This is a genomic window from Brevundimonas aurantiaca (assembly GCF_014199955.1).
Lineage (GTDB): Bacteria > Pseudomonadota > Alphaproteobacteria > Caulobacterales > Caulobacteraceae > Brevundimonas > Brevundimonas aurantiaca.
Genome location: NZ_JACHOQ010000002.1, coordinates 12,309 through 24,469 on the forward strand (window position 1 = coordinate 12,309; position 12,161 = coordinate 24,469).

Consider the following 12,161-nt stretch of genomic DNA (forward strand, 5'->3'; position numbering starts at 1 on the left):
CGATCATGGTCAATTCGTTCCGTCCGGCCATCGTGATGATGGCCTTGTTCACCCTCCTGCTGGGGCTGGCCTATCCGCTAGCGGTGACGGGGATCGCCCAGGCCGCCTTCCCCGGGCAGGCCAACGGCAGCCTGGTGCGAGACGCCGGCGGTCGGGTCGTCGGCTCGGCCCTGATCGGCCAGCCGTTCGCGGGCGCGACCTATCTGCACCCGCGCCCCTCGGCGGCGGGCGACGGCTATGACGCCGCCGCCTCGTCGGGCTCCAACCTGGGGCCGTTGAACCCGGACCTGGCGGGGCGGGTCGCCGAAAGCGCCAAGGCCATCCGCGCCGAGGACGGCCCTGGCCTCATCCCCGCCGATGCGGTGACGACCTCGGGTTCGGGCCTCGACCCGGACGTGTCCCCGGCCTACGCTCGGCTTCAGGCCGCGCGGATCGCCCGCGCCAGAGGCGTTTCCGTGCAGCAGGTCCAGACGATCATCGACGCGCAGACCGAGGGGGCCTTCCTCGGCTTCATCGGCCAGCCGCGCGTCAATGTCCTGCTGACCAATCGCGCGCTAGACGCCCGCTTCGGCGTGGAGGGCTGATTGCCCGAGACGGCGCCCGAAACGCCCGCGACTTCAGCCGTTCCGCGCCGCAAGCGCGGGCGGCTGAAGGTGTTTCTGGGCATGTCGCCCGGCGTGGGCAAGACCTATGAAATGCTGCGCGCCGCCCGTCGGCGAAAGGCTGAGGGGCTGGATGTCGTCGTGGGTCTGGTCGAGACCCACGGCCGAAAGGAGACCATGAGCCTGCTGCGCGGCCTGGACGTCATGCCGCGCGCGCCGATCGACCATCGCGGCCGGTCGCTGATGGAGTTCGATCTCGATGGCGCCCTGGCGCGCCGCCCCGGGCTGCTGCTGGTCGATGAGTACGCCCATTCCAATGCGCCCGGTTCGCGCCATCCGAAACGTTGGCAGGACGTGGAAGAGCTGCGCGACGCCGGCATCGACATCTGGACGACGCTGAACATCCAGCATCTGGAAAGCCTGTCCGACGTCATCCTGCGGATCACCGGCGTGCGGCAGCGCGAAACGGTGCCCGACAGCCTCCTGACCGAAGCCGACGACATCGAGGTGGTGGACATCACGCCCGAGGACCTCCGCGCTCGCCTGGCCGAGGGCAAGGTCTATGTGCCCGAGACGGCGCAGGTGGCGTCCGAGAACTTCTTCAAGCTGGAGAATCTGACAGCCCTGCGCGAACTGGCCCTGCGCCGCGCGGCCCAGACGGTGGACGATCAGCTGTTGTCCCATCTGCGGGACCGCGGCGTGTCCGGGCCCTGGGCGGCGAGCGAGCGGATCATGGTCCTGGTGGGCGGCGACGCCATGAGCGCGTCTCTGGTGCGGACCGGGCGACGGATGTCGGACATGATGATGAACGCCCCTTGGTCGGTGGCCCATGTGGAACGGCCGTCGGGCTCGCGCTCTGACGCTCGCTCCATGGCGCGCCTGTCCGAGGCCTTCAAACTGGCCGAGCAACTGGGGGCGCGCCCGGTGACGCTGAGCGGCGACGACGTGGTGCGCGCCGTTCTGGATCACGCCCATCGCAACAACGTCACCCAGATCGTCATCGGCAAGACGCGAGGCGGGCGGTTCGCCGAATGGACCGGCCGGGCCCTGGCGACCGAACTGCTGCGCAAGGCCCAGGGCGTCGCGGTTCATGTGGTGACCGAAGGCGATCTGGCGGCGCCCGAACCGGCGACGCGGGCGGGACCGCGCGGCGGCGCGGATTGGCGCGCCTATAGCGCGAGCGCCGGCTCCATCGGTGCGGCGACGGGCGTCGCCCTGCTGCTGGACACGCGGTTCGAGCGGGTCGATCTGGGCGTCATCTATCTGGCGGCGGTCGTGGCGGCTGCGGTGTTGAACGGCCTGCGCCCGGCCCTGGCGGCGGCGACCCTGGCCTTTCTGACCTACAACTTCCTGTTCCTTCAGCCGCGCTACAGTTTCCTGATCGGCTCGCCGACCGACTTTCTCACTCTGGTGCTGTTCTGGGCCGTCGCACTGGGCGCCGGGGCCCTGGCGGGGCGGGTGCGCGAACAGGCCCGCGCCGCCCAGAGGCGCGCCGCCGCCGTCTCGGCCTTGCTGGCCGCCAGCCAGACCCTGTCTGCCGCCCAGGATCGCGCCGGCACGGCTCTAAGCCTGGCCGAACAGGCGTCGGCCGCTGCGGGTGCGGGAGCCGTGGTCTTGCTGCCGGACGGAGACGACATCGTCCCGGCGGCCGCCAGTCCGGAAGGCGCGACCCTGGGCGCCGACGCCATGGCGGCCGCCCGCTGGGCCTGGATGCATGGCGAGGTCGCCGGACACGGCACCGGCACCCTGCCGCAGAGCCGATGGCGGTTCCAACCCCTGCAGGGGGTTCGGGGACGGGCAGGGGTGGCGGGCATCGACGCCTCGGCCGTGACGGCCGGTTCGGACGAGGAGCGCCTGGCCCTGGCCCTGCTCGATCAGGGCGCCGTTGCGCTGGAGCGCGCCGACCTTGCGGGACAGGCGCTGGAGACTGAGACTCTGCGCCGCGCCGACCGTTTCCGCGCCGCCCTGATGAACTCGGTCAGCCACGATCTGCGCACGCCCCTGTCCACCGTCCTGGGCTCGGCGACGACGCTGATCGACTATGGTGCGACCCTGAAGCCCGAGGTCCGCGACGATCTTTTGCTGAGCATCCGCGAAGAGGCCGAACGCCTGTCCCGCTACGTCGGCGACCTGCTGGACATGACTCGGCTGGAGGGCGGCGGGCTGAACGTCCGCACCGACTGGACCGATGTGCGCGACATCCTGAACGCCGCCGCCGACCGGGTGTCGCGCCGCCTGGGCCAGCGCAAGGTCACACGAGACTTTCCCGCCCAGCTCAGCATGGTCGAGGCCGATCCGGGCCTCTTGGAACAGGCGGTGGTCAACATTCTGGAAAACGCCATCGCCTACAGCCCCGACGGCACGACCATCGAACTGGCGGCTTATGAGGATCGCGGCGCCGTCGTCATCTCCATCGAGGACGAGGGCAGGGGCATCCCGACTGCGGAGCTGGAAAGGGTGTTCGACAAGTTTCGGCGTATGGAGGAATCCACCGACCGTGCAAAAGGGGCCGGCCTGGGGCTCGCCATCGCCAAGGGCTTCGTCGAGGCCATGCGCGGCCGCATCGCCGCCGCCAGCCCGATCCAGGACGGACCGGACGGTGAAAAGCGCGGAACTCGAATTCTGATCAGCCTGCCCAAGTCCATCGCCACCCATCCGGATCTGCTGTGATGACCGCCGTTCGCCCCCAGATTCTGGTCATCGACGACGAACCTCAAATCCACCGGTTTCTGTCGCCTGCGCTCGACGCCGCCGGCTATGAACCCAAGCGCGCCGACAGCGGACAGGAAGGCCTGCGCGCCATCGCCCTGTGGAACCCCGACGCCGTGGTCCTGGACCTGGGCCTGCCCGATATGGACGGCAAGGACGTGCTGACGCGGGCGCGTGAGTTCTACAAGGGACCGATCATCATCCTGTCCGCACGCGACCGCGAGGCGGAAAAAATTGCGGCCTTGGACCTGGGGGCCAATGACTATGTGGAAAAGCCATTCGGCGTCGGCGAATTGCTGGCGCGCATCCGCGCAGGCTTGCGCCAAGGCATGCTGACGCCGGTCGCTGGCGGCGTGGTCACGGCGGAGGATGTCATAATCGATCTGGACCGCCGGATCGTCACCCGCGCCGGCGAGCGGGTGAAGCTGCGGCCCAAGGAGTACGACGTCCTGGCCTATCTGGCGCGCAACGCCGGCAAGGTGCTGGGCCATGTCGATCTGCTGAAGACCGTCTGGGGCGCCGGCCACCTGCACGACGTCCAGTATCTGCGTGTCGTGATCGGCCAACTCCGGCACAAGCTGGAGAAAGACCCAGCCGAGCCCGCTTTGCTCGTCACCGAACCAGGCATTGGGTATCGGCTTGCCACTTGATTCAGCCGACCGGTAGCCGAGGCGGGACGGCGGCGCCATGGCGATTATCTGAAGATGCTCTTTGGGTTAAAGACCTGACCGCCGACGGCGCTGAGAGCTGCTGTGGTCATAGAATGGCAACGCACATGGAGGCGACCTCAATGGAGGTTGGCCATGCGCCAGTCTGACCTATTCATCCAACCCAAGCGCCATGGAACACGGGCTGGTCTGATCGGCCCCGAGGCGCCGCTCAAGCCAAAGCACATCTGGGCCTTCCGCCAGCGCTCATTCGTCATCCAGCAGAAGACGGGTAGGCCTGTGCCGTTCGAAATCACAGAGGCCGCGCGTGACGCAATCGCTGCCTGGTTAAAGGTCCGGGGTCAGCGCGATGAGGACTGGCTGTTCCCCAGTCGTAGCCGGCCGGGGCAGCACATCGGCGCCCGACAGGACGCCCGGCTCGTCGATCAATGGATTCGGATGATCGACCTCGAATCGCAGGGTACGGAACTCACAGCCTCCGCCGCACTAAGGTGTCTCTCGTCTACAAGGAGACCGGTAACCTGCGGGCTTGCCGATTCCTATTGGGTCACCGGGCACTGGAGAGCACTGTCCGATACCTCGGCATCGAGGTGGACGACGCCCTGGAGATGTCAGAGCAGATCGATCTGTGACTCTCGACCGGGCCTGAAACGGGCCCGGTCATGTCTGCTAAGGGTGGGTTTGAAAAGCATGCATCGCGCCCGAAAGCGTGCCTCAGATCCACGCGCGAATGTCCTCTATCCGGCATAATCCGCATGACCGCCGTTGGCGCTCAGTTGCCAGCCAGAGTGGCCAAGCCGGACGTTCGTCTGTGGTGAGGTATGCCAGCCGCGCGGCCCTCCTCCTGTGCCTCGTCAGCCCGACTATGGGCATTGGACCGGCACGGGCCCAGGCCGTGGACTGGTCCGCCGCTGGCGGCGGCTGTTCGGCTTCTCGTCTGAGGACAGGGAGGGCGTCGGTGAGTTCGAAGCGCTGAGCGACAGGATCGCGGCGCTCAGCCAGCCTTACCAGGCGGCTGTGGAGGCCGCCGCGCGGCGACACGGCCTCGACGAGAAGCTGCTTCACGCCGTCGTCATTGTTGAAAGCGCCTATCGACCCGAGGCCTGTTTGATCGCCGGCGCCTGTGGCCTGACCCAATTGATGCCCGGGACAGCCGCCGATCTTCAAGTTCCGAATCGTTTGGAGCCGGAGGAGAACGTGCGCGGCGGCGTGGCCTATCTGGCGCAGCAACTCGTCCGGTTCGGCGACGTGCGGCTGGCTCTGGCCGCCTACAACGCCGGACCCCCCGGGTGGCCCGGCTCGGACAGATCCCCGACATCGCCGAAACCCGCCAGTACGTCGCGAGCGTTCTGGGCTGCTACCTCCGCCCTGACGGCGGGCCGGCGGATCCTCACCGTCCAGCAATGCCAGCCTACGGGAGGCTCCCAGTGGTGACGGAGCCCGCGTTTTCGGCGGTGGAGGAGGGCGCGCTCCTGACGCGCGCCGAGACCTCCGCCTTCCTGGCGCAGCGGGGCATCCGGCTCAAGCCGGCCCCGCTGGCGCAGCTTTGGTCCACCCGGTCGGACGGACCTCCGTGTCTCCACGTCCGTTCAAAACCCTTCTATCCCCGCAATCTGCTCGAAGCCTGGGCGGCGGCCCAGATATTGGGGCTCCGCACCGGCGCCCCCGCCGCCGCCCAGAGCCGACGCCGTGTCTGATCGGACGCCCCGATCCGACGGCCCCAACCTCTTCTCCGCCCATCCGAAGGCGGTGAGGGAGCGGATCGTGACGGACGTGATCCTCGACCGCGCGGAATCGACGCCGGTTCCGCCTCCAAGAGGCCGGGCGACCCCGTTCCGGTTAAACGACGACGGCGTCCAGCCCGGCGGTCCGGATGACCGGCTTTTGCTCTGGCCCGAGGTTCAAAACCTCGTCGGCTTCAGCCGAACGACGGCCTGGCGCATGCAGCGGGCAGGACTCTTCCCTTGGCCCATACCCGTGTCCCCAGGTCGGGTCGGATGGCGGGAAAGCGAATTGAACGCCTGGAAAAGGGCGAGGCGAGGCGCCGAACCGGTTCCCGGCCGAGCGCCGGGCGGCGAGCGGCGTTTCAGCCCGCCGAGCCCGCCGAGCCCGCCGCGTCTGCCGGGCATGCCGCTGGCGTCGCGGGAGAACGGTCCGTCCCGCGAGCGGGCGCCCGGTTCGGCGACGACGGGGTCGGTTCCGCCGCAATCCCCAACACCACCTCCACCTCCACCGTGTACGCCGCCCGCAGTGGCGGCGCGTAAGCCGCGACGACGTTCACCTGGTCCGGATCCAGCTCAGACGGACTTCGGCTTCTAGCCTTCATCTTCAACTCTGGCCCCGACCTCAACTTAGGCCTCGGTCGATGCGGCGACGGTCTTACGGGGCGGGCCCTCGACTGTATCGTCTGACTGGCGCCACCTCTTCAGGTGATCCCTAATTTCCGTCACTGCGTGGAGGCGCGCCATGACGTGGGAATGATCGACATGGTGCGGACTCGGTCCGTCATTTCGGGATCACTGAGGACGCTCCCCCGCGTCCATGGAGTTCGCGCTACCGACCCGAGGCGGTCAGGATCTGTTGGAAAGGCGAAGTGGCCAATCGACAGCCAAGGCAAGCACGATCTATCGCGGCCGATGCAAACAGCTGACGCCGAACGAATGGTCCCGCATGACTTCGCTCCGCTTGCCCGATCGCGGGCCAGTCGTGAGCGCTCGCTGGGTAGGTGGCTGATTAGCAGGCTGGGGACGAGCTGGTTCTACGCCATGGCCGACACGATTCACTTCGGGGCACAAGCGGGCGCCGACGCCTTTCGTCGCTGGATGATGGCGAGGGTCGATTAAGGAGACGGCGCGATCCGGCTGACGACAGTGCTGCGTGCTTGGCGGACTCTCGTTCTCTCTTCGCCTGAGATGGTTCGGGCATATCGCCGAATCGCGCCTCAAACCGCTGTGGAAGTGAGACAGAACTCCCGGACCAGGCGAAACTGGAGATAACCGAACACACCTCGAACGCCCTGAAAAGCCATCTGAAGCGGTGTTGTGATAGGCGGGTGTTTAGGTGGGCGTATAGAAAAAGCTAGAATTTGCGTAATAAAATTAATGCAAATGGCGGAAGCGGTGGGATTCGAACCCACGGACGGCTCGCACCGTCGCTGGTTTTCAAGACCAGTGCCTTAAACCACTCGGCCACACTTCCTTGCCGGATCGCCCGGTCGGGCGGACGCCATAGCAGGCGAACGCCCCATTAACCAAAGCGGAAATGTCTTCGGTCATCCTGTTTTTGGACGAGTGTGACGAGGCGTGCCGATGCGAATTGGACAGTGGATCCGGAGCGGCCTGGTTTTGGGGCTGTTCTCGCTGCTGGCGGCCTGTTCGACATTGGGCGGCGGGCGAGGCGGCGGCGCCGCGCCGGTGGTCAAGGATCCGGCCCCGATCGTGTCGGGGACGATGCGGCCCTATCAGGTGCGCGGGCGGTGGTATACGCCCAAGGAACAGCCCGATTATGACGAGGTCGGTCTGGCCTCCTGGTACGGCGACGCCTTCAATGGGCGACCGACCTCGACCGGCGAACGGTTCGACATGCGCCAGCTGACCGCGGCGCATAAGACCCTGCCGCTGCCGGGCCTGGTGGAGGTCACCAATCTGGAGAACGGCCGGCGGATCGTGGTGCGGGTCAATGATCGCGGGCCGTTCGTCGACGGGCGAATCATCGATCTGTCGCGAGGCGCGGCGCAGGAGCTGGATCTGCTGCGACAAGGCGTGGGTCGAGTGCGGGTTCGCTATCTCGGCCGGGCGCCACGACTGGGCGGCGGCGCTGTGCTGAGGGCCGAGGCGGCGGCGCCCGCTCCATCGACGTCGGTTGAAGCCCCGGTCGGCGCGGGCGGCGGCTTCTGGGTCCAGGCCGGGGCGTTCAGGGATCAGAACAGCGCGAGACGGATCGCGCGGAGGCTGGGCGAGCGCGCGACCGTGGACGAGACCGGCGGACTGTACCGCGTTCTGGTCGGTCCCTGGGGCGACGCCAATGCGGCCGAGACCGCGCGACAGGCGGTCGTGGCGCGCGGATATGCGGACGCTCTGTTGATATCCGGCGGCTAAGGCTTGCCTCCCGCGCTGCGGACGCCATTAGTGCGCCCGTGACCCGTGGGAAATTCATCAGCTTCGAAGGCGGAGAAGGCTCCGGCAAGTCGACTCAGGTCGGGCGGCTGGTCGAGCGGCTGCAGCCCGTTCTGGGCGACCGCCAGGCGGTCCGCACGCGCGAGCCGGGCGGATCGAAGGGGGCGGAGGTGATCCGCAACCTCGTCGTGGCCACCGACGCCGAGCCCTGGTCGGCCATGACCGAGACCCTGCTGATGTACGCCGCGCGCTCGGATCACCTGGAGCGGACCATTCGGCCGGCGCTGGCGGCGGGCGACTGGGTGGTGTGCGACCGGTTCGCCGACAGCAGTCGAGCCTATCAGGGCGCGGGCGGGGGCGTCGCCCAGAGCTTTATCGAACAGATCGATGCGGGCGTGGTCGGAGACGATCAGCCGGATCTGACCCTGGTGTTCGACCTGCCGGTCGAGGTGGGGCTGGAGCGGGCGTTCGGGCGCGGCCTGTTCGAGACGCGGTTCGAGTCCAAGGGGTTGGAGTTTCATCAGCGGCTGCGCGAGGGCTTTCTGCGCATCGTCGAGGCCAACCCTAATCGGTGCGTGCTGATCGACGCCGTGGGGTCGCCGGACGAGGTCGAGGCGCGCGTTTGGCGGGCGGTTCAGGACCGGCTGCTGTGAGCGAGGACCATCCGCGCGACCGGTTCGACCTGGTCCCTGATGCGGCGGCGGAAACGGCCTTTCTGGACGCCTGGGAGCGGGGGCGGCTGCATCACGCCTGGCTGCTGTGCGGGGTCGAGGGGACCGGCAAGGCGACCTTCGCCTATCGCGCGGCGCGGCGGCTGCTGGGGGCGGGGGCCGATCCGGCGCGGGGGCCGCTGGGGGCGCGGCGCGACGATCCGGTCAGCCGGCTGATCTCGGCCCAGTCCCATCCCGACCTGCTGGTGCTGGAACGGCTGGTGGAGGGCGGCAAGACCAAGAAGTCGATCTCGGTCGATCAGTCGCGCGACCTGCCCGAGTTCTTTTCCAAGAGCCCTTCCCAGGCCCAGCACCGGGTGGCGATCATCGATGCGGCCGACGACCTGAACATCAATGCGGCCAACGCCTTGCTGAAGGTTCTGGAGGAGCCGCCCGAGCGGGGGGTGCTGTTCCTGGTGACCCATGCGCCGGGGCGGCTGCTGGCCACGATCCGGTCGCGCTGCCGGCGGCTGAGCTTCCCCATCTGGACGCCGGAGCGGCTGGAGACCCTGGTGCGGAACCGGACGGGGGCGGAGCCGGAGGAGGCCGAACATGCGGCGGCCATGGCGGGCGGATCGCCGGGCGCGGCCCTGGCCCTGGCGTCGGGGGCGACCTTCGAGATGGACCAGTTGGCGCGGCGCTGGGTCGAGGGGGATGTGGACCGGGCCGAGGCCCTGGCCATAGCCGACAAGTTTCGGGGCGCGGAAGGGCAGGAGCGGTTCGACATCCTGATGGACCGGCTGATCGCGGCGGTGCGGATGCGGGCCCTGAACAGTGCGCCCGGCTTCGGCAACCGTTGGGCCGAGCTGTGGGAGCGGCTGCAGCCGTTGCCGGAGCGGGCGGCCGGGCTGAACCTGGACCGGGGCGATGTCCTGGCCGGGGCGCTGGCCGACCTGAAACGGGTTCAGGCGCAAGAGGAACGGAGAGGCTGATGCTGATCGACAGCCATGTGAACCTGCACGCCCCCCAGTTCGACGAAGACCGGGACGCGGTGATCGCCCGGGCGCGCGAGGCCGGGGTCGCTCTGATGGTCGAGATCTCCGACAAGCTGACCACCTTTGAAGCGACCCACGGGATCGCCATGGCCAACGACGACATCTGGTGCACGGTCGGGGTCCATCCGCACGAGGCCAAGGACGCGGCGGAACTGACGGCGGCGACCCTGGTGGAGCTGGCGCAGCGGCCCAAGGTGGTGGGGATCGGGGAGTGCGGGCTGGACTTCCACTATGACTTCAGCCCGCGCGAGATCCAGGCGGCGGTGTTCCGCCAGCATGTGGCTGCAGCGCGCGAGACCGGTCTGCCGCTGGTGATCCACACCCGCGAGGCGGACGCGGTCATGGGGGCGATCCTGAAGGAGGAGCACGCCGCCGGCCCGTTCAAGATGCTGATGCACTGCTACACCAGCGGTGCGGAACTGGCAGGAATCGCAGCGGAACTGGGGGCCTGGTTCTCGGTCTCGGGAATCGCCACCTTCAAGGCGGCCGAGGATGTGCGGGCGGTGATCCGGGACATGCCGGCCGACCGTATAATCGTCGAGACCGACTGCCCCTATCTGGCGCCCATCCCGCATCGGGGGCGGCGCAACGAGCCGGCCTATATCCGCCATGTGCTGGACAAGCTGGCCGAGATCCGGGGCTGGAGCGCCGAGGAGGCGGACCAGAGAACCACCGAGGCCTTCTTCGGCCTCTTTGACCGGATACCGAGATCGGCATGAGCTTCGAAGTCGTCATCCTGGGCAGCGGATCCTCGGGCGGGGTGCCGCGGGGCGACGGCGACTGGGGCGTGTGCGACCCGGCCGAGCCGAGGAACCGGCGGACGCGCTGCTCGATGCTGGCGCGGAAGACCGGGCCGGAGGGGACGACCAACATCCTGATCGACACCTCGCCCGACCTGCGCGAACAGATGCTGGCCAGCGGGACCCGGCATGTGGACGCCGTCCTCTATACCCACGACCATGCGGACCAGACCCACGGGATCGACGACCTGCGGACCTTCGCCGCGCGGGCGCGCAAGCGGATTCCGGCCTGGATGGACGAGGCGACCCTGACGTCTCTGGCGCACCGGTTCGACTATATTTTCGAGAGCAAGTTCGGTTACACGCCGCTGCTGGAAGCTCGCCCCATCCCGCCGCACGGGACAAGCTGGTCGGTGGATGGGCCGGGGGGCGCGATCCCGGTCGTGACCTTCGACCAGGGGCACGGGCCGATCCGGTCGGTCGGCTATCGGCTGGGCGACATGGCCTATTCCAGCGACGTCTCGGACCTGGACGAGGCGGCGATCCGCGCGGTGGCGGGGTGCCAGGTCTGGATCGTCGACGCCCTGCGCTACACCCCCCATCCGACCCACGCCCATCTGGACCGGGCGCTGGAATGGATTGCGGCGGCGGACGTCGAGCGGGCGGTGCTGACGAACCTGCATATCGACATGGATTACAAGGAACTGTCGGCGATCGTTCCGGCCAATGTCGAGGTCGGGTTCGACGGCTGGACCTGCATGATCGGCTGAGTTTTTGGCAAGGTTCCGCTGGAAAGCGGACGTTTGGGACATCTGTTCGGGGTGAAAGGCGGAACTTGCCGATAGAGGCGGTTTCAGCGACGTTCGGTGTATGATCGCGACTCCCGCCCCATTGACGACGCTCGGGTTAGCTGGCGATGGCGATGACCTCGACGTGCTGGTCGCGATTGAACGGTCGTTTGGCCTTTCTTTCAAGGACGAGGAAACTTCTTCCTGGGAGACCGTAGGCGACTTTTACGAAGCCGTTCTGAGCAAGCTCGCCACGACGGTGATACAAGGCAAGTGCTCGACTTCGATGGCGTTCTATGACGTGCGGCGGTTTCTACGGAGCAGGGGAAGCGCCGGTGTTATTCGCCCATCGACAAAGCTCCGGGACCTAACGCGAATACGTCAGGCTGCCGTGCTGAAGGCTTTGGCCCAAGAGACGGAAACGGCGCCTGTTCCTCTGACCTTGGGGGGGAAGACTTTTTTGGGGATCGCGCTGCTGATATTCGGCATTGCTGGCCTTCTAGCCTCTCATTCCCCGATCATGGCTGTTCTTTCGGCCATGGGAATTGTTGCGGGCTGGGTTGTCGTGCGCTCTGGTGTCGCATCATTCGGAACGATGTCCGTTGGCGATCTTTCGACGGGAATCGCGCTGTCCAACTTTGCCGTTTTCGCCGCAAAGGGCGCTGACGCTCGGCCGACGACAGTCTGGCGGATATTTCGAGATTTGCTAGCGCGGGAAGCTGGCGTTCGTCCGGAGTTGATTTCCCGCCAGACAAGGTTGTTGGCGTAGCGCCGAGCAGACCATCCGAACGTCGCATATGGGGCGGGAACCGTCTTAGGCTAGCGGCCAGAAAG

At 67.5% G+C, this 12,161-nt stretch carries 12 protein-coding genes and 1 tRNA gene; 12 read left to right on the forward strand and 1 reads right to left on the reverse strand.

The annotated features are described in order from the left end of the window. Nucleotides 1-5 precede the first annotated feature (5 nt). From kdpC to GGQ93_RS04200, 6 genes are all read left to right on the forward strand, one after another. A complete protein-coding gene (gene kdpC / locus GGQ93_RS04175) occupies nucleotides 6-584 on the forward strand; it encodes a K(+)-transporting ATPase subunit C (RefSeq protein ID WP_183215307.1) in 579 nt (192 codons plus the stop codon). After that, the gene (locus GGQ93_RS04180; protein ID WP_183215309.1) at nucleotides 585-3,272 is read left to right on the forward strand and encodes a DUF4118 domain-containing protein; all 2,688 of its coding nucleotides are present in this window, start codon (nucleotides 585-587) and stop codon (nucleotides 3,270-3,272) included. Next, nucleotides 3,272-3,961 (forward strand): response regulator, encoded by a 690-nt coding sequence (locus GGQ93_RS04185; RefSeq protein ID WP_183215311.1) that lies wholly within the window; start codon nucleotides 3,272-3,274, stop codon nucleotides 3,959-3,961. Before GGQ93_RS04180 ends, GGQ93_RS04185 begins: the two co-directional genes overlap by 1 nt. Before the next feature lie 864 nt (nucleotides 3,962-4,825). Beyond that, nucleotides 4,826-5,413, forward strand: coding sequence for a lytic transglycosylase domain-containing protein (locus GGQ93_RS04190; RefSeq protein ID WP_224764424.1), 588 nt, complete (start codon nucleotides 4,826-4,828; stop codon nucleotides 5,411-5,413). Beyond that, entirely contained in the window at nucleotides 5,407-5,676 is a 270-nt protein-coding gene (locus tag GGQ93_RS04195) for a hypothetical protein (RefSeq protein WP_201462709.1), read from the forward strand. Before GGQ93_RS04190 ends, GGQ93_RS04195 begins: the two co-directional genes overlap by 7 nt. A 76-nt stretch (nucleotides 5,677-5,752) precedes the next feature. Further along, entirely contained in the window at nucleotides 5,753-6,298 is a 546-nt protein-coding gene (locus GGQ93_RS04200) for a helix-turn-helix transcriptional regulator (protein ID WP_224764425.1), read from the forward strand. Between the two features lie 789 nt (nucleotides 6,299-7,087). On the opposite strand, the gene GGQ93_RS04205 is transcribed toward GGQ93_RS04200, so the two are convergent. Beyond that, nucleotides 7,088-7,177 (reverse strand) — tRNA-Ser (locus tag GGQ93_RS04205). Nucleotides 7,178-7,323: 146 nt separating this feature from the next. Between GGQ93_RS04205 and GGQ93_RS04210 the strand changes: the two genes are divergently transcribed. The 6 genes from GGQ93_RS04210 (at nucleotide 7,324) to GGQ93_RS04235 (ending at nucleotide 12,096) form a co-directional block, all read left to right on the forward strand. After that, nucleotides 7,324-8,076: a septal ring lytic transglycosylase RlpA family protein gene (locus GGQ93_RS04210; RefSeq protein ID WP_311734580.1), complete on the forward strand. Its 753-nt coding sequence runs from the start codon at nucleotides 7,324-7,326 to the stop codon at nucleotides 8,074-8,076. A gap of 38 nt (nucleotides 8,077-8,114) precedes the next feature. Continuing rightward, complete coding sequence (gene tmk, locus GGQ93_RS04215) at nucleotides 8,115-8,747, forward strand: dTMP kinase (protein WP_183215315.1); 633 nt, start codon at nucleotides 8,115-8,117, stop codon at nucleotides 8,745-8,747. Beyond that, nucleotides 8,744-9,736 carry a DNA polymerase III subunit delta' gene (locus tag GGQ93_RS04220; protein ID WP_183215317.1) on the forward strand — a complete coding sequence of 331 codons (993 nt, stop codon included), beginning with the start codon at nucleotides 8,744-8,746 and terminating at the stop codon, nucleotides 9,734-9,736. Before tmk ends, GGQ93_RS04220 begins: the two co-directional genes overlap by 4 nt. Further along, a complete protein-coding gene (locus GGQ93_RS04225) occupies nucleotides 9,736-10,518 on the forward strand; it encodes a TatD family hydrolase (protein WP_183215319.1) in 783 nt (260 codons plus the stop codon). Before GGQ93_RS04220 ends, GGQ93_RS04225 begins: the two co-directional genes overlap by 1 nt. Next, nucleotides 10,515-11,309, forward strand: coding sequence for an MBL fold metallo-hydrolase (locus GGQ93_RS04230; protein ID WP_183215321.1), 795 nt, complete (start codon nucleotides 10,515-10,517; stop codon nucleotides 11,307-11,309). The genes GGQ93_RS04225 and GGQ93_RS04230 overlap by 4 nt, the downstream gene beginning before the upstream one ends. A gap of 100 nt (nucleotides 11,310-11,409) precedes the next feature. After that, nucleotides 11,410-12,096, forward strand: a complete 687-nt coding sequence (locus tag GGQ93_RS04235; RefSeq protein WP_183215323.1) for an acyl carrier protein — start codon at nucleotides 11,410-11,412, stop codon at nucleotides 12,094-12,096. The last annotated feature ends 65 nt before the right edge of the window (nucleotides 12,097-12,161 follow it).

Bases quoted from the DNA above. Each gene is read 5' to 3' on its own strand.
- kdpC (WP_183215307.1), top strand. From the start codon at position 6: ATGGTCAATTCGTTCCGTCCGGCCATCGTGATGATGGCCTTGTTCACC.
- GGQ93_RS04185 (WP_183215311.1), top strand. From the start codon at position 3,272: ATGACCGCCGTTCGCCCCCAGATTCTGGTCATCGACGACGAACCTCAA.
- GGQ93_RS04225 (WP_183215319.1), top strand. From the start codon at position 9,736: ATGCTGATCGACAGCCATGTGAACCTGCACGCCCCCCAGTTCGACGAA.
- GGQ93_RS04230 (WP_183215321.1), top strand. From the start codon at position 10,515: ATGAGCTTCGAAGTCGTCATCCTGGGCAGCGGATCCTCGGGCGGGGTG.
- GGQ93_RS04235 (WP_183215323.1), top strand. From the start codon at position 11,410: ATGATCGCGACTCCCGCCCCATTGACGACGCTCGGGTTAGCTGGCGAT.